This window comes from Undibacterium sp. TC9W, from assembly GCF_049339865.1.
Taxonomy (GTDB): Bacteria; Pseudomonadota; Gammaproteobacteria; order Burkholderiales; family Burkholderiaceae_D; genus Undibacterium.
On record NZ_JBMPPJ010000006.1, the window covers coordinates 284118 to 305073 of the forward strand.

The following is a 20956-nucleotide window of genomic DNA, read 5'->3' on the forward strand; positions in this document are numbered from 1 at the left end:
TTTACCTTTACCTGCCCATGTTATGAGGCGAACTCACCTCATCCTCTTTGATGAAATGCGTTAGGGTCATCTCTGAAGGCTTACCTAATAAATAGCCTTGAAGTTCGTCAACGCCCAAATCGCGCAATCTATCTAATTGCGTGTGCGTTTCTACTCCTTCGGCGATAACCCGCAAGCCAAATTTATGTGAAATCAAAAGTGCGCCTTCAATGACGGCCATCGATTTTTCGTCTGAAAACATCACAAAGCTTTTATCTATTTTGATAGCATCCAGAGGGAACTCGCGTAAGCGCGACAATGACGAATAGCCAGTGCCAAAATCGTCCAGATGAATTTCTACGCCCAGATTATGTAAAGCCGAGAGTGTTGTTAATGTCTGATCCATATTGCTTTCGTCAAATACACTCTCGGTCACTTCAATGACGAGGTGATTTTCTGGCAGGCCAGAGTTTTTCAAGGCAGTTCGCACTTCATTGACATAATCTGCCTGTATCAGTTGCTTGATGGAAGTATTGACAGCTACCTTTGGCGCTATTGCGGACGGACGCTGTTGTCGCCATAGCTGCGCCTCTTTGCAGGCCTGCGTTAGTACCCAATTTCCTATTTTTAAGATGTGACCAGATTCTTCAGCCAAGGGTATAAACTCTACGGGAGAAACTGGGCCGAATTCTGAAGAATGCCATCTGAGCAAGGCTTCAAATGCGACGACTTCGCCTGAAGAAGCAGATACGATAGGTTGAAACACGAGCTTTAGTGAGCCGTCCATGTGCGCTTGCGACAGGGCGATGGTCAGTGCCAATTTTCGTCGCTGTATGTCGGACAGTATCTCTGAATAGAAAACAACCCGGCCTCGTCCCAAACGCTTGGCCTCTGATGCTGCAATATCCGCGTAACCCACTGCTTCAGAAAGTTTTGCAAGCGAATAGGCGCATCTTTCAAATACACCGATGCTAGCCCCTACCTGGAGTTGGCGACTATTTATCTGAAAGGGCTGGGACAACATGGTTTGCAGATATTTGCATGCAGCCGATGTGCGTCCGTCTGAGACTTCTGGTCCAACCAGGGTGACTACAAATTCGTCACCTCCCCATCGGCAAACCGCATGTCTCTTTGATCCCCACTCCAAAGCCAATTCATCCACCAATTCTGCCAGGCGTTGGGATACCGCTTGCAGTAAGAGATCGCCCCAGTCATGCCCTAATCCATCGTTGATCTGTTTAAAGCGATCAAGATCAATGAATAAAACAAGCTGGTGTTGCAGGGCACTATCTGATTCGGACGAATCTTCTGCTATTCCGCGACGATTTAGCAGGTTGGTCAATAGGTCATAATTGGCAAGGTACTGGAGTTTCTTTGTCCGCTCTTCTACGATCTGCTCCAGTTCGGTATTTATTTTTGTAATTTCTGCATTTTTACCCGACAACTGCTGTATCAAATCCTCATTGCGCATGGATAAAAATAATGAACGCTCAAGCAGCCTGTAGTTATTTTCGTGGCTGCTTATCATTACCCAGGCAAATATAAAACCCAAAATAGCGATGGTGATAAAACTGGGGTCGTCCAGCATCAGCATTCGAATACATGCGGGGATAATCAATAGTCCGATGTAGATTTTCCCGGTTCTTCGCAGGGAGGCAAGTGAGCCCGTTGCACCGCCTGAGAGTGCCGAAAGGATGATGATAATGGCAAATTTATCCTTGGCTGCAAAAACAGGTAAGCCCATCCATGCGACGATGACCCATACTATTGCCGAGCCCACGACGAGAACATGATGAATTTTGATTTGGTGCTCGGGCACCGGCAAGTCGGGGTGCTGGTTGACATGCTTGCGGCAGTAGAAATACCAGCCGACGCGGAAGCCAGAGTAAAGAAGGGACCAAACTAGCCACCACCAAAACCAATTTGATGCCGATGGGTTGACGATCGCTGCAACGCCAAGAATTGCAGCCGTATTCACTACCAGGCCTCTGGGATGATTACGGAGAACTTCTTGCCAAATTTGCACTCTAAAAGCCAACATAGCCGCACACACATTCGCCTGATAACGTTTCATAATATGTCAATTCACGCGATTTCTCTGTTACTTTCTGTAAACAAGATCGCCATCTTTTTAAGAAACTGTTGGGATATTAAATGGACGCCTCAACAAAGTTACTGCAAATGAGAAATGTAGATGCCGAAAAAATACTGACGCCCGGCATGTGGAGTTTTTGATAATGTATTTTAAGTGAATGATAAGAAACGAGTCAGGCGACCGCATATTCAATGGACGAACGGCGCATTGCCCCATCCATCTACACCCGTCCATCTTCTGCGATGCAGGAGCTAATGCGCGACCTTGCTCTGTGCTTCTGTGCGCCGGTGGTGATGCAGTGAATGCGCGTGGCATGCCAAACGCCTAAGTAACGTAGTCTGCTCGCATACAGCTTTCTCTCCAATGTGGTGCGAGGTCTTGAAGCACCGCAAACACCCAAACACCAAAAAATAAGGCCCCAGGTGTTACCCCGGGGCCTTAATGCCGTTACTCTTCAATCAAATCAGGACGTGCCTTAAACCTGTTCACGATCTTACTGCGCGGGCGTGATCGAGGTTCATGTGCTGCTCAACATGCTCATGTACTCGAGACATTCCGCTATTTGCGTTGCTCTTCTCCTCGCTGACGCCCGCTCGCTACAGATCGTGTACAGGTTCTTAGTCCGTTGCTACCAGGCTCAGGCCGCTGATCGCGCTATAGGCCTTGACCATGACATAGTAAGTGCCGCCTGCTGGTGAATTGATGGTGATACTTTCATTGTTGCTGGCACCATCAGATTTTTGCAGGTAAGACGAGGTCGTTGGTGCAGAGCCCAGTTTGACATACAGATCAGCATCGCCAGAGCCACCGCTGGTTTTGAATGTCACTGTTGGGCGGCCAGCAGGTACCACGAAGGTATAGACCGATGATGCGCCAGAGGCCAGGCTGATGCCTGTGACTGGTACGCCATTGTTCAATACATTACCTGGTGTGCCGGTCTGGTAAGTTGCCACCAGGTTGACGCCGTTGGATGTCGTATAACCATTCAGCAAGACATAGTATGTGCCTGCTGTTGGTGATGCGATAGTCACGGTTTCAGTGCTGGTAGAACCATCAGACTTTTGCAGGTAGGTCGTGGTCGTTGGAGCAGAACCCACTTGTACATACAAATCAGCATCGCCTGTGCCACCTGTGGTTTTGAAGCTCAGGTTGGTGGCACCGGCTGGCACTGCAAAGGTATAGACCAGGTTGGCACCTGTTGCCACGTTGATGCCTGTGATCGGTACATCCTTGACCAGTACATTTGGTGGTGGCGGTGTGGAACCCATGGCGGCGGCAAAGTTAGCCATGTTCAGACTACCAAAACCACTGGCATAATCCCAGCCTGCCTTGGCGGTATAACCACCATTGCTGCCGGTGGTGACGTCGTGGAACATGCCCGGTGTGCTGGCTGCTTTTTGATAGATCGCAGCAGCAGGGAAGGGCAGGCTGTTATTGTTCATCGACTGAACACGAGCCCAAAAGCCGGTGAAGATAGGTGCCGCCAGGCTGGTACCACCGATCTGCTGGTTGGAACCATTGACGATCACCAAAGCACCGCTGGCAGGGTCAGCATTGAACGAGATATCTGGCGTGCCGCGTTTGGTAGAAGAACCCAGAACGCCGGAACTTGTTTGCCAGCTAGGTGCTGATTCTGTCAGGGATGGCCCGCCACCGGCGCCACCGCTGGCAGATGCCTGGCAATTTGCCGCCGTGGTGCAAGACCATACCGATTCAGATACCCAGGTTGTGCCCGAAGTATTGAGCAAGGTACCACCGACCGAGATCACATAAGGTGAAGCCGATGGATAGCTTTGTGATGTACCTGGGCCACCGCATTCATACGCACCAGAGTCACCGGACGAGACTGCAAAAGTCTGGCCCTGTGCCACCGCTGTCTGGAATATCTGGTCATTACTGGCCGTGATACCACCATTTTGCGCATCGTTTTCACACATACCCAAAGACACGTTGATGACCTTGGCTACGTTGTCACTGACTGCGCGGTTATAGGCTGCCGTGATGTCAGTCAGGTTCAGTGTGTTGGCTGTGTAGAGCACCATCTTTTTGATCGTGCCGCCTGCAGTTGCCAGCGCATCTTGCGTATCCATATTCCATTCACCGATACCGGAAGTGTCAGTGCTGGGTGAACCTATCGTCACGGTTTCCACATTCGCAGTCGGGTAACCGGCTTTGCTTGTGAACGTGTTCAAGTCCTTGATGGTTTGTGTCATGCTGCCTTGCGTGATAATGCCGATGGTGGCATTCACAGCGCTGGGCAGACCACTGGCGTTATAGATCGCCGAGAACTCGGTAGGATTGTGCCCGGTGCTTGCCAGTGTATTGGCATTGGGCCTGACCAGGTGAGTGCGATAGGTGTGCACGTTTTGCAGACCATGCACAGCCAGCACGATGTCAGACAGCGATTGCGGTATCTGTGCATCTGTCGTGTTGGCATGCACAGTACGGCCATCGATGCTAAAGGTTTGCAGGTCAGTGTTGAACGCCGTTTTTACCGTTGCTGCCGCACCATCTGCAGTCACCAGCATGCGGTTGTCAGACACCGTGACGTTGACGAAACCGCTGGCCTTCAGGTAATTCACGACCGATTGCACCTGGGCTGTGGTCGGTGCAAAGCGGTTCATGAATTCGGCATTCGAAATCGTCTTCACGTTTTTGCCGTTCAAAATGCCGGTGGTGATGGCATCAAGCTCAGCCTTGTTGCGCAGCTTCAGGGCAACCGAAATCTGCGTTGGTGTGCCCGCCTGCATCAGCGTTGCCACTGACTTTGACGATACCGTTGTAGGTATCCTGGTTGCCTTGGTCGCTGTTGGCGCCCATTGTTCGGCAGATGCCTGTGCCGTATTGAACAGCATGGCAACGGCCATGGAAATGCCGGTTAGTAGTTGTAGGTTACTGCTGGTACGCATTACTTCTCTCCTTGTTTTTTTTGATACGAAGTATGTGACCGAAGCTTGTTGGCGGCGTCGGTCTGGCTAAGTACTCATCCCCATTCTTCCCAAAACAGGGATGGATGCACAGACAAAAGCGGTGTATCCGCACCACTTTTACCCTACATCCAGAGACACCCAGGCAGGCTGCGCGAGGCCCGCCCTTCGTCCCACATTGCCATGCAGGCAATTGATCATTTTCCCCACACAACAATTCTTTCAGGCAATAGTAAGACCACTTGCGCATGGCAACAGCCGCGCAAGACGATAGTCACTGCCGAATTTTTTATAGGCACTGGAATTGTTCAATACCAGTTTGCCATTTTGTAACAGAGCCAAATTATTGACATTCTTTAACAATATGTCAAAAGCAATAAGTGTTTATGTATAGACAAATTTTTTTAATCATTTACCTTGAAATTGATGAAAACTTATTTTCATAGAGGAAAAGATATACTTTCATTACTGAAAAGGAATGTGTAAGCAGTAGAAAGTGGTTGTGAAATTGCAACAGAACCGTCGCAAAAAGTGCATATGCATCCCCATTTCCTGTGCCGGTTTGCGCATTTTTTGCGGTCGTTTATGTAAAAAAAACAGGCAAAAATGGATGTTGTGATACAGGTTTTTGGCGGATTGCTTTTTGCGTGAATCACATCAACTAAATACGCGCAGAATTAGAATTTGGCCTCTAAATTTTTGGGCGGGTGATGTACTCAATGCGGTGGCTTGAGCAGCGTTTTCGGGTAAAAACAAAGACAGCATGCAAGTGTGTGGTCGTGCTTGTTTAATGTGCAGTTTCTGGTTTTGATAAAACATCGGTATGTCGGCGATGACAAGTATTGTTTTCATCAGCCACCGAGGGAAAAAGTCGAATTAACATGGCTGTGGTAGATATCATCATTGTGATAATCTGCGAAGAACGATGCGTAACTTCACCACATACTTAGGCTGCTGGTAGCATATGCACGTGGATCAAAAAGCATCGCGTCGCATCGTTAAGTGCAAGCGGCAAGCAGGCCAGATAATTGCCGGGGCCTCGGGCACTTTGCAAGAGCCGCCGCATTGGTAGGGTGCGCCATGTGCACCATCTTCGATAAACCGCAATCCTCATAGAAAGCTGTGCGCGCGGCGCATCCTACTGCCTGAGTCTTTTCTACGCTAAACACTAACAAGAAAATCAGGTAATTACCGTGAAGTAGGGCGCATTACAATGCGCCGCATGTGATTTTCAGATCAGGAGAAAAAGTTTTAACCGTATTCGACAAGTACAAGAACGGCAATAGATTGAGCATGGTGATTCTTGATGCGGGTTATACAGCATGTATCGTGCAAGCTGCGTTGCAGCGGGAAGAAGAATCGACAAGAATGACAGCAAACGATTTATCATTTAGAGAAAAAACTCAGATTTTTAATCGTCGTCATGTGCTAGATATGAAGTGAGTGGTATTACAAACATGGAGTCACATTGAAATTCAATACAAGATTATTGCATGTCCAATCCACGAGAATCACTCAGATGAAAGTGTTTGCCGTGCTGACTCTGTGCTGGATGTCGCCAGTATTTGCGCAAGGGGGAATGGGGGGAGCAGTCTCTGGATTGTTCTCTTTAGTTCTTGGAATAATTGGGATTGTTGCTCTGTTGATCCTGATTGTTATACGGCGTGCATTCGGCACAGTAGCAGTTGGAATTGTCCTGCTGTTTGGATTAGTTTTTTTTGTGGAACGGACCTGGGAGCATCGTGCAGAAAGAGCGAAAAGAGATCAAGCATATGCCACTGCATATGAGAATATGGTGCAGCAGTGCTTGTCACAAGGAGAAGAAAAATTCAATATCGCTCTGTCCGGTAAAGAAAAAACTTCGGTTGTAGTCGTTGGAAAAGAAAAAATTGGCAGGTTGCCACCAGAATTTGTGCTTGATCTGAAAAAATTGCCCGAAGATGTGAGTGTTTATCCTAGAGCGCCAGATGAGTTGCCTGGCCTTGATGCTATTGACGTTATCGTGACATACACGACACCTATGATGATTGGCCCTGCACCCAAGTACCAGGTTAGCACATCGGCAGTTGATATTGTAGTCAAACGCGCTATCGATGGCGTTCAAATCGCACATAGAAAAGATGTCTCACTTGACCGTGGTTATTGTCTGGGGCCTCAGCCCAAATATGGGATGATTGGTTTCTTGCGCAAAGCATTGAACAGACCTGACTTTTTCGATGAAGGATCTAAGAGGAATGACTCATACAGAATGCCATTTCACTACATTCCAGTCGTTGCCACTTTTGATGATCCAGTGAAAGGCCGATTTGCCGAGACAGAACTTAGCTCGCGCGATACCCGAACGGTTCGATATGAAATGTTACGTACCTCCATCGCCACAATCACCAATTGCACCCTCGGCGACATTAAGTATTCAAACTCATATGCCACCTGCTTGTCTGGTACAGCAGAAGAAAACAAACTGAACCTGATGGACGTATACGGCATTGTGAAGCGTGATGATTCCTGGCTCGCAATCCTGCCCGGAGGGCGACAAATCACGGGCTTGCATACATTATTGATAGAGCAGCGAGATGTTGACGGGAAACCAATGCTTGCCTGGGTCGTCAATTTTAAGGTCCCGAAAGCTTTCACCGACTTGCATACAGGATTCACTCTCGCGGATGCCAAATTCGACCAGCAAAAGATGTCCTTGAATTTGGTCTGGAAGTCAAATCACAGTTTTTCAGATAACACTTACAAAAATGGTAGAGAATGGTTTGAAATGCAATCGACCGTTCACGCAGAATTACCCGGATTGCGTTGAGCCTGCGCAGGCGATAGCGGGCATTGCCGCAAGCTGTTCATGATTCATCAATGCAAAACACAAAGTATTCTGTTTCGCGTTTTTAAGAAAACTCCTATCATCCGAAAAAAAGAAGATATCCAGTATGAAAAAACAGGGGACGGTATTGAACTTCGGTAAAAGATTATTGCAAACTAATTCCAGAAAAATGATCTACATGGCAGTGCTTGCCGGCCTGACTATGTGTGCTGCCGCGCCAGCTTATGCCGAAGGGGTAATGGTCGGGGCCGTATATGGAATTATTTGGATGGTTTTGGGAGTAGTTGGCATTGTTGCGCTGCTGATCCTCATTGTTATCTGGCGGGCATTCGGCGCAATCGGGGTCGGGATCGTTCTGCTTGGTGGAGTAGTTTTTTTCGTGAAATGGACCAAGGACAGCCGGGATGAAACGGAGCAGAGAGATCAGGCATATACCACTACACAAGAGAATATGGTACAGCAGTGCTTGTCACAAGGAGAAGAAAAATTCAATATTGCGCTGACTGGCAAAGAAAAAATTTCGGTTGTAGTCGTTGGAAAAGAAAAAATCGGCAGATTGCCATCTGAACTGGTACTTGATCTGAAAAAGCTGCCCGAAGATGTGAGTGTTGATCCCAGAGCACCAGACGAGTTACCCGGCCTGGATGCTATTGACGTTGTCGTGACATATGCGGCACCTCTGATGATAGGCTCCATACCAAAGTATCAGGTTCGCACATCGACAGTTGATATTGTAGTCAAACGCGTCATCGATGGCGTTCAAATCGCGCATAGAAAAGACCTTTCACTTCGCCGTGGTTATTGTCTGGGGTCGCAGCCCAAATATGGGATGATTGATTTCTTGCGCAAAGCCTTGAACAGACCTGATTTATTTGATGAAGGGCCTAAGCAGAATTATTCATACAGAATGCCATTTCATTACATTCCTGTAGTTGCCACTTTCGGCGATCCTGCAACAGGCCGGTTTGCCGAGACAGAACTTAGTCAGGGCGACCCTCGAAAAGTTCGATACGAGAAACAACGTGAATCTATCACTTCACTCACCAACTGCACTCTGGACGACATCAAGTATTCAAACTCATATGCCACTTGCTTGCCTGGTACTGCAGACGAAAACAAACTTGATCTGATGAAAGTGTACAGTATTATCAAACGTGAAGATTCCTGGCTATCAATCCTGCCTGGGGAGCTACAAACCAGGGGTTTGCATACATTTCTTATAGAGCAGCGAGACTTTAGCGGAAAACCCATGCTTGCCTGGATCGTCAATTTCAAAGTGCCGAAAGCTTTCTCGGACATGAACACAGATTTCACTCTTGCTGATGCGAGCTTCGACCAGCAAAAGATGTCCTTGAATTTGCTCTGGAAACCAAATCACAGTTTTTCAGACAACACTTACAAAAATGGTAGGGAATGGTTTGAAATGCAGTCAATCGTTCACGCGGAATTACCGGGATTGCGTTGAGCCCGTGCAGCCCGCGTAGGTACGATTAGCGCAGCGTAATCGTACGCATGGTGTGCAGACTGTATATACAGTCTGATCCCAAAAAGAAACATTGACGTCATTGGGATGCCGAGAAAACTTTCCTGAAAATGGCGATATGATGTGAACACGATTTGTACGATTACGCTGTGCTAATCGTACCTACCATCGTACCTACCCATCGTACCCACTGACAAGCAGAAAAACTCACCATGGCAGAATCCATCATAGTCCATCTTCGTACTCAAGACCGTCAGTTTGTTGATAAGGTAATTGATCACATGGCGAGTCCCATTGATTATGTAAAACAGACATGGCGATACCCGTATAGAGAAGACTATACCCTGACTATTTATTTTTATGATGACATGCTCACTGAGTATGAGCCTGAAAACATAGCCAGCGTCACAGAGGCACTCAAGGGCATGCCAGGCGTATCGCTGGCAATCGAGATGCGCAGGGTTAGTTCCAACAAAGGGGTGAATGATGCCAGTGCATTCGCGCTTCGGCTCATCAGTTTCTTGCCCGGAGTTGTCGATGATAATTATTCTGCGATCTGGACGCTGCAAGAAATAGCATCGTTCGCCATCAAGAGTGATGGCGGATTTCTTGATTGCTACAGGACTATACAGTCAGGCGGGTAGTGCGTGTAGTTCGGACTTACTGCAACCAGCTATCAGAAAATTGAGGAGTGAGATGAGCTCATGAGTAACAGCCGCCGTAAAAAACCTGTCTGGGGCCACTGTGTTTGCCAAAGCGAGAAGGAAGAAAAAAAGCGCTGGCACAGTCGCTGGCGTAGCACTGAACGTGTGGGACTTGTCAGTGCAACACCAGCAGGGCTGGATGCACATTTGCCTATGCTGGAGAGGCAAGTCAGCAATGTATGGAAGATGGGTAAGGACGGGCATTCCTACCACTCTGCGCGTGACATGGCCGCTGCTGCTGAGATTGGTGCCAATCAAAAGGGGCGTACTCCGCAGGAGCGGGCGGCATTGAAAAAGCGTTTTCTGAAGAAGTGGATGGGTAAATAATGGCCGTGCAAAATTCTCTGTTTTGATGAAAATTCTGTCGAATATATTTCAATGGCGCTGGTAAATTGAATTCCATTCTTAATATTGTGGATTTGGCATTGCATAAAAATACAGGAGCCAGCAAAATTAAGAGAGAATGACCGCCTAAGAATTTGCATGCTTTAAGTATGCCCAAGTCCTAAGCCAAGTCAGCAGTTTGTTACCTTTCCCCATCGAATTACTATGCGCCTTGTTCTGAAGTTTTTTCTCTCTCTTTCCCTTGCCTGTTCATTTCTCGCTTCTGCCCACAGTGCAGAAAACGGCAAGCCGGGTTTGCCGATGCAGCGTGCCAGCTTTGAGTATCACAGCGCGTTTTTAATGAACCTGCATCATTTTCTGCTGGATGTGTCGGTCAGCAAAAAATCACTGCAAGAGCTGCCATGGGATAACAAACCCGGTGAGGCAGAATTCGCTATCCTGAAAGACGCCGTGGATTTTTACCAGGCTGATTATGCCAAACGCGATCCGCTGTTTGACGTGACCATGCAAGGCATCAAGCGTGGCCTGAGTGTGGATGACCAGCGTCGCGATGCCAGCGGCCTGGCTATTCCAGCGCCGCTCATTGCTGTGTTGAACCGGGTTGCGCCGGTGTATGCCCGCTGCATCTGGGCATCGCAGAACAAAAGCAACCAGGACTGGATCAAGCAGACCAAACAGCTGGACGCAAGCTATGGCAAGGAAATACAGGCGCGCATAGAGAAGTATATGGTGCATGCTTTTCCGGCCAAACCCATACGCAGTGATATCGTCGTGCTGACGGGTACAAGGCAGGGTGCCTATACCGATGAACAGATCGTCATGCCTAGCGGCAGGCCAGATTATCAGGGCCTGGCGGCGCTGGAAATGCTGTATCACGAGGCCTCGCACACCACCGTTACTGATACCCTGGTCGCTACCATCAATGACAGGATGAAGGCTGCACATAGGGAAGGTGAGTCTGACTTATGGCATGTGCTGCAATTTTATACGGTGGGTAAAGTGACCCAGGATGTGCTCAAGCAGAGTGCCAATCTGGACTACCAGCCCTACGCATTGAAGAATGGCCTGTATCAAAAAGCCTGGCCAGAATATCTGGATTTGATAGACCAAGTGTGGGAGCCTTATCTGGAAGGCCAGTTGAATTTCAAGGACGCGATAACGCAGGCGGTGGATCAGATGCCGGCGGAAAAGAAATAGTGATGTAGGTTGCGTCTCGACGCACCTTATGTGCGTGGGCCTTGAATTTTTCTGATCGAATGGCGGTGCGTCGAGACGCACCCTACTGGTTGACGCATAAAATAAAAGGGACCACTTAATTGATGCACTTAAAAATCCCGAGAATGCCAGCTTGCGACATCCAATTGCTGCCTTATAACGCCGCCTGCGAGGATGTTGTGGGTGCGATGCAGGCAAGCAGTTTTTGCAGATAAGTATCCAGCACCGGCTTCACAGGCACCTTTAACCAGAATTCAAGTACCAGCACGGCCAGCCCGAAAACCGATATCGCCATTTGCCTGGGCCGTAAGGGGGTTGCACACTCTGCGTAACTGGAAAATAGCTGCGCTAAATGGGTGGTGATATTCATGGTGTGGTCTCTTTCATCAATGCTGCATTAGTATTAGCTGGCGCAGTTTTACTGCAATAGATGCCAGTGTGCAGTATTGCCAGGTAAATGAAAATTGCCTAGAATTGCATGGTCGCTATAAATAAATGTATATGCCATGAATGCTGAACCGAACTGGGAGTGGTACCGTACCTTCTTGATGGTCATCGACACCGGTTCGCTGTCCGCAGCAGGGCGGGCGATGGGCATGACGCAGCCTACTGTTGGCCGCCATATAGACAGCCTGGAAAAGGCGCTGGACTTAAAACTGTTCACGCGCACCTTTGACGGCTTCGCGCCAACTGAGGCAGCGCTGGAGCTCAGACCCTATGCGGCCGATGTTGCTGCTACTGCTGCGGCACTGCGCAGGGTCGCCAGCAGCCATGGATCAGGTGTGCGCGGCACGGTGCGGGTAACTGCCAGCGAGGTCACCTGTGTCGAAGTGCTGCCACCTGTTTTGACAGCATTGCGGCGGCAGCACCCTGAACTGATGATAGAGCTGGTGCTGTCTAACCGTGTCGATGATCTCTTGCACAGAGAGGCAGACATCGCCGTGCGCATGGTTAACCCGGAGCAAGACGCCTTGATTGCGAAGCGTGCCGGTGCAATTGAAATTGGTTTTTTTGCCCACCAAAGTTACCTGGCTGATTTTGGCATACCAAAATCGATGGACGAATTGTCGCGCCATGCCATCATTGGTTTTGACCAGGAAAACGCCTTCCTGCGTAAATTGCGCTCAAAATTCCCCACGCTTGAGCCATCCGCATTTGCCTTGCGCACCGACAGTGACCTGGCCCAGCTGGCGGCAATCCGCGCGGGCTATGGCATAGGGGTTTGCCATTCTGCGCTGGCCGCAAGGGACAAAGACCTGGTCCGCGTTTTAAAAACACAGTTCTCGGTCAACCTGGATTTATGGGTCGCCATGCATGAAGATCTGCGCGACAGCCCACGTTGCGCCGTGACATTTGCTGCGCTCACGGCGGGTTTGAAGGACTACGTCAAAAAGCATGCTTGATATGCATTTCTTCATGCTTGAGGGAATTTAAAACCAGGCGCATGACCTGGCACTCCCGTTGCAAAACGCATGCAAGACCATGCAGAAAAAAATAGCTGGTTGCCGGAATAGGCTATAGCAAACTATCAATCTTCCCATTCATATCCATTTAGCATACCCTCAATGGCTATGCATTAATGCATAGTCGCTAGTCGGCTTTCTGCAATTTCTTTTACCCAGGCATTCGCCCATACTTCTTCCATCGCGATACGGCTGCAAACGGCAAGGTCTTATCAGGGATTTTGCCAACGCAAGCAAAAGTATTTCAACAGACCGGCGATGACTGACGCAATCACCTATTAATTTTTTTGATACATTGAACTCATTTCAGGAGCTTTTCATGAACTCAACTAACAACTCAACTAACAACGCATCTGATAATTTATTTGGAACATTTACCCGCAGAGCCATACAGCTTGCCGCAGCAATTACATTGCTGGGCACCAGTCTCGGCAATGCGATTGCTGCAACAGGTGACGCAACTGCACCTGCTTCAGGTGCAATCACACCCGCGCACCAGACCCGAGTGACCGGCTCACATCAGCTAGTTCTCAAGCAATGGATATCGCTATGGAATGGCGACCTGGATCTGGCAAAGGCCATCATCGCCCCCGATTTTGCTTTGCATGCCACCTTGCTCGATGGCCGCCCCGACACCGCGATTAGTGGCCCCGCCGGGCTCGCAGCCTGGGTGGCGCAAAGCCATGCGCTGTTCAAAAACCTGCGCTTCACAGTACAAGTCGGCCCCATTGTTGATGGCAACTTTGCCGTGTTGCGCTGGGAGGCAACTGGCAACTATGGTGGTGGAATACCCGGTGCCGGTGCAACCGTAGGGACACCGCTGAAATTCACAGGCACAGACATACTCCGCATCGAAGGCGGTAAAGTAAAAGACTATTGGCTGCACGCCGATACGGCAAGCCTGTTGACGCAGTTAAAGTTCGGGCAGGCAGCAGCCGCCGCGAAGAATTAAAGTGTTGTGGTAGCACCTACTTGGCGGCAAGAGCTACGGGATTCAAGACTGCAAACGGTTCTTGAGATCATCCAGCAACCATCGTCCCGCGGGCCCTGGCGTGCGGCTGCGTTTATGGGCGGCATAAATCGTCAGGCCTTCTTTGGGTGTGGGGTCGTTCTCGATTTGCAGGGCGACCAGGTCGCCGCTGTTGATGTGCCCGGCAACCAGGTGTAGCGGCATGCGGCACCAGCCAAAACCACCGAGCAAAAAATCGAGGCGGCGGCCCAGATCGACAAAGCGCCACAGTCTGGCGCTGGCGACACCATAGTTGTCGCTCTCAGGTGCGACCGGGTCGGACAGCACCAGTTGTACGTGGGGTTCAAGATCAGCCTGCGTTGCCGGGCGGCCCTGTGCTGCCAGTAATGCGAGTGGATGATCGGCTGCCACTACGGCCTGCATGTCTATGCGCAGCAAGGGGTGAGCGGCAATATCGTCAGGCACAGTTGGCAATAGCAGGCAAACCGCAATCGCAGCAGCATCGCTGCGCAAGCGCCTCAATGAGCCACCCAGCCCCTCGGTAGAAAAACTGACTGGCAGGTGAGGGTAGGTCTTGCTCAGCATAGACAAGCTGTCTATCAGCGGTGCGCTGGGCACCAGCGGGTCTATCGCGATGACCAGCTCGGGCTCCAGGCCTGCGCGCGTGCCTGCTGCCATTGCTTCAAAACGTGCAGCGCTGGCCAATACATGGCGCGCCTGTTCTACCAGCACACGTCCGGCTTCTGTCATGCTGGGTTTGTGGCCGCTGCGGTCAAACAAGGCCACGCCCTGCACCTCTTCCAGCGTTGCCATGCTCTGGCTGATGGCCGACTGCACACGGCCCAGCTTGCGGCCCGTGGCAGAGAAGCTGCCAGTGTCGGCGATGGTGACGAGTACCCGTAATTGATCCAGCGTCAGGCTGCCTATCAAGATACTTCTCCTTATCATCCATCACAAATTATGATGGACTTTATCATAATTTAATCTCTATCACAGAAATTGGAACGACGATAAAGTGAGTTCCTTTTTCAAGGAGATATCTCATGCCACAACCCACAAAACTCCTGGTCATCGAAACCAGCCCACGCGGCGATGCATCTGTCTCACGCAATATGACGCGCCGCTTCGTGCAGGAATGGCGCAGCGCTCACGCAGATGGCAAAGTCGTAGAGCGAGACTTGATGCAAACCGGCCTGCAATTCACCAACGCCGCCTGGCTGCAAGCCTACTTCACACCACCCGCCCAGCATACCGCCGCCATGGCCGACGCATTGAGTTTGTCCGATGAGCTGGTCGCAGAACTGCTGGCCGCAGACGACATCGTCATCGCCACACCAGTGTATAACTACAATGTGCCCGCGCTACTCAAGGCCTGGATAGACCACATCGTACGCAAAGGCCTGACCCTGGGCTTTGATGGCGCTGGCCTGGTCCACGGCAAAAAAGCCACCGTGCTGATCGCATCAGGCGGCGTCTATACCGAAGGTTCACCGATACGTGAACGCGACATCGCTACACAATACCTGCGCCTCATCCTTGGTGTCATTGGTATTACTGACGTGACTTTCATTGCTGGCGGCGGTGCCAAGATGGTGGATCTGGGGGAAGATACGATGGAGGGCTTTGTGGAAAAAATGGAGCAGGATATCAGGCGGGCGGCGAGTGTATAGGCAATCGACAAGTAGGGTGTGTTGCAACGCATCGCTTGGGCGGATATTTACGATCACCGTGATTACGCCTCACTTTTTTGAGTATTCAGATACTGCCTTTGCATCGCATTTTTGGGTATAAATATGGTGCGTTACGACGCATCCTACTCGCTGTTTACCTCCACCCGGCAACAACGAGCAGAGTATGTCATTACCGTGACGTAGGGCACTGCAATGCGCCGCATGAAGCCTGGGCATTGTCAGAAAAAAATTGGGCCGTGCACTGTGCGCACATGAGGTGCAATACATTGCGCCTTACGATTTTTCGCAATACTCAGCATCGCCGAATTGCGTCACCTTCGCAGTACGATCACCTTGTGCAAACTGTATCTACGGGCTTCCCAAAGAAATGATCTTTGAGTATATGCAGGGCCTCTTGTACTGAATCACATTGAGAGCTTGTGAAGGTTTGTCCTAGTGGAAGCAAGATCGAAATTTTGGAGTCACTGACACATATTTCGAATTTTTTCTGGAGTATGCCTATCCCATTTTTTTCGTCACATTCGTACTCAAGACCTCCGACAATTTTTTGCTCATCATCTGCTTGAACAAGAATCGCATGCAATCTTAAATTACTTTGTATTAATGCGGCCAATTCATCCAAGGGCGTCATATCGCTCTTCCGATTTGTTTTATTGTCAGTGACGTAGGGCGCATTACAATGCGCCCTATGGTTATCGGCGATGCTCACATTGCCGTAAAGTGTAAACCGCGCAGAGGCGCTTGGCGCAGCGTAATCGTACTCATGAGATGTCTGTTGTCTGTACGACGCCTGCATGTGTGACGCTGATAAAGAATCGTAACACTGTTTATTTTAATAACATACTCAGATAAAATCCACAGCATCATCCAAAGTGATGCGTATTTTTTTGATCTTTATCCTTCAAACACTTTACCAGGAAAACCCATGTCTCTCAGCCATGCAATGACTGCCATTCTGAGCTTGTTGTTGACTACTCACGTCATGGCGCAGGCCAGTGTTGCTGCCGGGGCAGGCATTCCTGATCAGAAAAATAGCATCACGCCTGCGGCTGAGCAGGCATTGAACAGCAAACTGCAAGCCATGTTCAACACTGCCTGCAGCAAGGATGAATTCTCTGGTGCCTACCTGGTCGCAAAAGCTGGCAAGATCATCAGCGAGGCGGCATGTGGTGAAGCCAGCAAGCGCTACCATGTGGCGAACACGATAGACACCAGGTTCAATGTGGCCTCGGTGGGCAAGATGTTTACGGCGGTGGCCATAGGCCAGCTGGCAGAGGCGGGGCGTTTGTCGTATGCAGACACTGTCAGCAACTATGTGGATGCCAGCTGGTTGCCGCCTGAAGTGGCGAAAAAAATCACCATAGGCCAGTTGCTGTCGCACACATCGGGCCTGGGCGATCTTTTCAATAGCAAGTTTCTCAACGGCCCGTATATGCAGATGGTCGCGCTGCGTAACCTGGACGACTACAAACCATTCACACGTGAAGCGAGGCTGGAGTTTGCACCAGGCAGCAATTATTTGTACAGCAATATGGGTACGTTTTTACTTGGTGTCATCATAGAAAAAGTCTCGGGGCAAAATTATTATGACTATGTGCGCCAGCACGTGTTTCTGGCAGCAGGCATGAACAGTACAGATAATTATGTCAGGGATGAGGGAGCAGAAAACCTCGCTACCGGCTACCTGGGCAAGCAAGCCGCGATGGCAGGCAGAAAAGAAAACACTGTCCTCATACCATTGCGCGGCGGGCCGTATGGCCTGGCTTATTCGACCACGCATGACCTGCTGCGCTTTGCCGACGCACTGCAGGCAGGCAAACTGCTCAAGCCAGCAACGCGCCAGTTGTTCTGGCAAGACCAGACCGCAGGCCGTGCAGACAAGGGCAGCTATGGATACTGTTTCGAATTAAGCGCAGGCCCGCTAGGCAAGGTCGTGGGACACAGCGGGCAGTTCACCGGGGTATATAGCAAGCTCGACATGTATCTCGATGCGGGCTATACCGTGGTCGTGCTGTCCAACTATGAGCCGGGTCAGCAGCCATTGGCGGGGCGTATTGCTGCTGTGCTGGAGAGTGTGTCAGGACAGTTCTCGCAGTAAATCAGCATTGGCTATTGACAGCCAGGATCATCTTGATATAGCCTAATTTCTCGGTGTGCCGCTGGCACCCATTCATTTTTTGACAACAATCATGCAAACTACTTTGTATCCACGCATAGCAAGTACGCCGGAGCAGCACTCCCTGCGTAGCTTCGCCTGTGGCTGCAAGGTTTTGTCGCTTGTTGCTCGCATTAATAATAATGATTCCAACTCGAACCCGGGCTGGAGTCGTTTCGCTGTATTTGATTAGTATCAGATTAAATAGCGAACACCACGATTCAAAAAAGCCCGGAGATTCCGGGCTTTTTTCATTTCCGGAATCCGAAGGCGGCATTTTTATCAACCCGCAATCAAGGAGCAGGACATGTTTACATTCGAGGAAATCGCAGTACAGGCAGGTAAAAAAGTAAGAGTAGAAGGCTTTGTGGCGACCACCCGCATACAGAGCAAAATGGCATTCGTTATTTTGCAGTCTGGTGCGAGCAAGGTGCAGGTCGTGGCATCGGGCGCGGCGCGTGAACAGGCGAAGGCCTTGATGCAGCAGGCGTATGCGGCAGTTGAAGGCATAGTCGTTGCATCGTCGCAGGCACCTGGCGGCTTTGAGATACAGGCAGAGTCGATAGAGCTGCTGTCACCAACGATACAGTGGCCAATATCCAGCGATAGTGAAATTGGCTCCAGGCTGGCATGGCCGGCAGCGCGTTTCCGTGATCGCAAAGAGGCGCTGGCACTGATAGTGCAAAGCGAGATCGAAATGGAAATGACCAGCTATCTGAGGAGCCAGGGTTTCATTGGCATCCATTCACCCAAGCTCATGGGCGCGCCGTCTGAATCAGGCTCAGAGGTGTTTGAAGTGAAGTACTTTGGTGAACGCGCTTATCTTGCGCAGTCACCGCAAATCTACAAGCAAATTGCCATCATGGCAGGCTTGGGCAAGATTTATGAAGTCGGCCCGGTATTCAGGGCAGAACCGAGTTTTTCTTCCCGCCACGCGACGGAGTTTATCTCCTTCGACGTTGAGCTCGAAGGTGTCAAAAGCGAAGTCGAGATCATACAACTTGAGTGCGCAATGATCATTGTCGCCTTGCAGCAGGTGATCACCAGAATGGGCCCTGAGCTGGCCGTGCATTACCCCAAAGCGACAGTGCCAGCCGCTTGTCATATTCTCGAATTTGCCCAAGCGCAGGCTTTGCTTGGTGTATCCGGCGACGAATCACTGAGCGCCGAAGAAGAGCGAAAACTCGGTGCGATGATGCAAGAGCAAGGACACGAACTGGTGGCACTGACCCGTGTACCGTGGAAGCAAAGGCCGTTCTACCATATGCGTGAAGGTGAACGCCAGACACGGAGTTTTGAGTTGCTGTATCGCGGCGTAGAAATTACCACGGGTGCCATACGCGAACACAGATACGATGTCCTGATGGCGCAGCTTGCCGAGAAAGGGCTGACAGGCAAGGGCCTGGAGTTTTATCTGGAATCATTCAAACTGGCAGCACCACCACACGGCGGTTTTGGCCTGGGCCTGACACGTTTGACTGCGCTATTCCTGGGCTTGCCGGGGATTAAAGAAGCGACGTTTATACATAGAGGGCCAGGGCGCTTGTCACCTTGAGCGCAGATCGCTGGGTGGTCTTTAAGGGGCTTAATAGAATTAAATAAGCGCAGATGGGGTGGCGTAGTGTATGCATCCACTAGCCTCGCTGCCTCCACCTCAATTTTCACAAGGCCTCGGTCCAGGCAAGCGCGTCATCTGCAAATTTCGTAGCAATGCATTGTTGCGTGCCAAAGAAAATATGCTCGCCGCGCACGCTGTTTCAATAGTTTGCAGTAGATATAGAAAGGAGCGCACTGAGTATGCTGCAAACCTTTCTGCTATCTCATTTCTCGTTGCGTACTTGTTCGGTAATCCTCGTAATTCTATATTCGCCAGGCCCAGTAGGGTATTTGTTCCAGTGATTTAATTTTTCCTCAAGTGTCAGTAATTGATTATTAAATTGAGCTATGCCTTCGGAATTCGGTGTTGGCGGCATGATATTCAAGTCAGTGATGCTGGATGGAATTTCGTCCCATCCGGATGGCTTTGTAAGGATTCCGCTTGCATCAAGAATTGCTACATGAGGGTACATAGAAAGTTTACCAATATCAGTTGAATTATTTATCTGACTTTCTGAATATCCGATATACCATTTTCCGTCTGCCTGATCTAAAAAAACTAAGCGGCCCCGATTAAACTGATGATTAAATTTACCCATTGGCGTTCCAGTATCAAAACTAAACTCCATCGCTGATTGAATTCCAGACCATCGTTCTAATCTAAGCCCTTGGCGCGCATAGATTCGTTTTATGTGTACGATTACAATTTTTCCATTGTGCAGTCTGACTTCTTCATCCCAGTTAATATCAAAGTGCACGGGCCATAGGCCGTAGTTCCACACATACATCGTCAAGGCAAAAATTGCCGCACTTGACCAATACATTAATTTTTTTATTTTTCGCATCTCGTTCTTTATTTGTTTGATGATGAATTTTTCCGAGTAAGACGCTTAACTCGCTTTGATATTTGCTGATTTTTCATAATTTGTAAAAAACCTTGCATTCGGTGTACAGGGCGCACCCTGCAGATAAAAAAAAGTACGAGAGCTGGATGGCTTCATCTACAAGCCTCACTCACTCCATCCCAACTTCACAAAGCCCCCACCCACGCCAGCGCATCATCCGCAAAATGCCGTAGCAAGCGCGCCAGTTCGCGCACGTCTTCTTTTTTCCAGTCGCTCAGCATTTTTTCTATGATCTTTTGCCGCGCGCTATCGAGCGCATCTGTCATGACGCGGCCTTGTTCGGTGATGACGGCGGCCTTGACGCGGCCATCTTGCGGGCTGGGGCAGCGGCTGACCAGACCCAGGCTGTCGAGCTTGGCGATCTGGCGACTGACGGTGCTGTGGTCGCGGCCCACCAGTTCGGCCAGCTCGACTATGCCTATCGGCCCCAGGCGTTCTATGCGTACCAGCAGGGGGAAGAGGGCGCGGTCAAGATCAATGCCCGCCGCCGCAATGAGGGCGGCATCCGGCTGCGGGCGGTTCAGCACGCCGGTGATATCCATCAGGGCACCGCGCAGTTCGCCAATTTCTTTCTTCATGTGATAGTCCTTGCGTATGTCAATAT

General features: G+C 50.0%; 18 protein-coding genes. 11 read left to right on the plus strand and 7 right to left on the minus strand.

Annotated features, from left to right (window positions below; genetic code table 11):
- Positions 1–7 precede the first annotated feature (7 nt).
- A complete protein-coding gene (locus ACO0LN_RS11135; RefSeq protein WP_422973685.1) occupies positions 8–2053 on the minus strand; it encodes a putative bifunctional diguanylate cyclase/phosphodiesterase in 2046 nt (681 codons plus the stop codon).
- Positions 2054–2691: 638 nt separating this feature from the next.
- Complete coding sequence (locus ACO0LN_RS11140) at positions 2692–4983, minus strand: pre-peptidase C-terminal domain-containing protein (protein ID WP_422973687.1); 2292 nt, start codon at positions 4981–4983, stop codon at positions 2692–2694.
- Between the two features lie 1311 nt (positions 4984–6294).
- Between ACO0LN_RS11140 and ACO0LN_RS11145 the strand changes: the two genes are divergently transcribed.
- From ACO0LN_RS11145 to ACO0LN_RS11170, 6 genes are all read left to right on the plus strand, one after another.
- Entirely contained in the window at positions 6295–6444 is a 150-nt protein-coding gene (locus ACO0LN_RS11145) for a hypothetical protein (RefSeq protein ID WP_422973689.1), read from the plus strand.
- 25 nt (positions 6445–6469) lie between these two features.
- Complete coding sequence (locus ACO0LN_RS11150; protein WP_422973691.1) at positions 6470–7807, plus strand: TrbC/VirB2 family protein; 1338 nt, start codon at positions 6470–6472, stop codon at positions 7805–7807.
- 124 nt (positions 7808–7931) lie between these two features.
- Positions 7932–9290, plus strand: a complete 1359-nt coding sequence (locus ACO0LN_RS11155) for a TrbC/VirB2 family protein (protein ID WP_422973692.1) — start codon at positions 7932–7934, stop codon at positions 9288–9290.
- Between the two features lie 230 nt (positions 9291–9520).
- A complete protein-coding gene (locus ACO0LN_RS11160; RefSeq protein ID WP_422973694.1) occupies positions 9521–9952 on the plus strand; it encodes a hypothetical protein in 432 nt (143 codons plus the stop codon).
- 60 nt (positions 9953–10012) lie between these two features.
- Positions 10013–10339 (plus strand): hypothetical protein, encoded by a 327-nt coding sequence (locus tag ACO0LN_RS11165; protein WP_422973696.1) that lies wholly within the window; start codon positions 10013–10015, stop codon positions 10337–10339.
- 222 nt (positions 10340–10561) lie between these two features.
- Positions 10562–11554 (plus strand): hypothetical protein, encoded by a 993-nt coding sequence (locus ACO0LN_RS11170; protein WP_422973698.1) that lies wholly within the window; start codon positions 10562–10564, stop codon positions 11552–11554.
- Between the two features lie 172 nt (positions 11555–11726).
- Here the strand turns inward: ACO0LN_RS11170 and ACO0LN_RS11175 are convergent, their stop codons facing one another.
- Positions 11727–11942 (minus strand): hypothetical protein, encoded by a 216-nt coding sequence (locus ACO0LN_RS11175; protein ID WP_422973699.1) that lies wholly within the window; start codon positions 11940–11942, stop codon positions 11727–11729.
- 136 nt (positions 11943–12078) lie between these two features.
- On the opposite strand from ACO0LN_RS11175, the gene ACO0LN_RS11180 reads away from it, so the two are divergent.
- Together ACO0LN_RS11180 and ACO0LN_RS11185 are read left to right on the plus strand one after the other, a co-directional pair.
- Complete coding sequence (locus tag ACO0LN_RS11180) at positions 12079–12975, plus strand: LysR family transcriptional regulator (RefSeq protein ID WP_422973701.1); 897 nt, start codon at positions 12079–12081, stop codon at positions 12973–12975.
- Positions 12976–13354: 379 nt separating this feature from the next.
- Complete coding sequence (locus ACO0LN_RS11185) at positions 13355–13987, plus strand: ester cyclase (protein WP_422973702.1); 633 nt, start codon at positions 13355–13357, stop codon at positions 13985–13987.
- A 42-nt stretch (positions 13988–14029) separates the two neighbouring features.
- Here ACO0LN_RS11185 and ACO0LN_RS11190 read toward each other — a convergent pair whose 3' ends face one another.
- Positions 14030–14935, minus strand: coding sequence for a LysR family transcriptional regulator (locus ACO0LN_RS11190; protein WP_422973704.1), 906 nt, complete (start codon positions 14933–14935; stop codon positions 14030–14032).
- A gap of 113 nt (positions 14936–15048) precedes the next feature.
- Here ACO0LN_RS11190 and ACO0LN_RS11195 point away from each other — a divergent pair, with 113 nt between their 5' ends.
- A complete protein-coding gene (locus ACO0LN_RS11195) occupies positions 15049–15675 on the plus strand; it encodes an FMN-dependent NADH-azoreductase (RefSeq protein WP_422973706.1) in 627 nt (208 codons plus the stop codon).
- Between the two features lie 349 nt (positions 15676–16024).
- Here the strand turns inward: ACO0LN_RS11195 and ACO0LN_RS11200 are convergent, their stop codons facing one another.
- A complete protein-coding gene (locus ACO0LN_RS11200; RefSeq protein WP_422973708.1) occupies positions 16025–16327 on the minus strand; it encodes a hypothetical protein in 303 nt (100 codons plus the stop codon).
- A gap of 294 nt (positions 16328–16621) precedes the next feature.
- On the opposite strand from ACO0LN_RS11200, the gene ACO0LN_RS11205 reads away from it, so the two are divergent.
- Both ACO0LN_RS11205 and ACO0LN_RS11210 read left to right on the plus strand, forming a co-directional pair.
- Positions 16622–17794: a serine hydrolase domain-containing protein gene (locus tag ACO0LN_RS11205; protein WP_422973710.1), complete on the plus strand. Its 1173-nt coding sequence runs from the start codon at positions 16622–16624 to the stop codon at positions 17792–17794.
- Positions 17795–18158: 364 nt separating this feature from the next.
- Entirely contained in the window at positions 18159–19406 is a 1248-nt protein-coding gene (locus ACO0LN_RS11210; RefSeq protein WP_422973712.1) for an amino acid--tRNA ligase-related protein, read from the plus strand.
- Between the two features lie 265 nt (positions 19407–19671).
- Here ACO0LN_RS11210 and ACO0LN_RS11215 read toward each other — a convergent pair whose 3' ends face one another.
- Positions 19672–20292 (minus strand): hypothetical protein, encoded by a 621-nt coding sequence (locus tag ACO0LN_RS11215; RefSeq protein WP_422973714.1) that lies wholly within the window; start codon positions 20290–20292, stop codon positions 19672–19674.
- 185 nt (positions 20293–20477) lie between these two features.
- Positions 20478–20930: a MarR family winged helix-turn-helix transcriptional regulator gene (locus tag ACO0LN_RS11220; protein WP_162060311.1), complete on the minus strand. Its 453-nt coding sequence runs from the start codon at positions 20928–20930 to the stop codon at positions 20478–20480.
- Positions 20931–20956 lie beyond the last annotated feature (26 nt).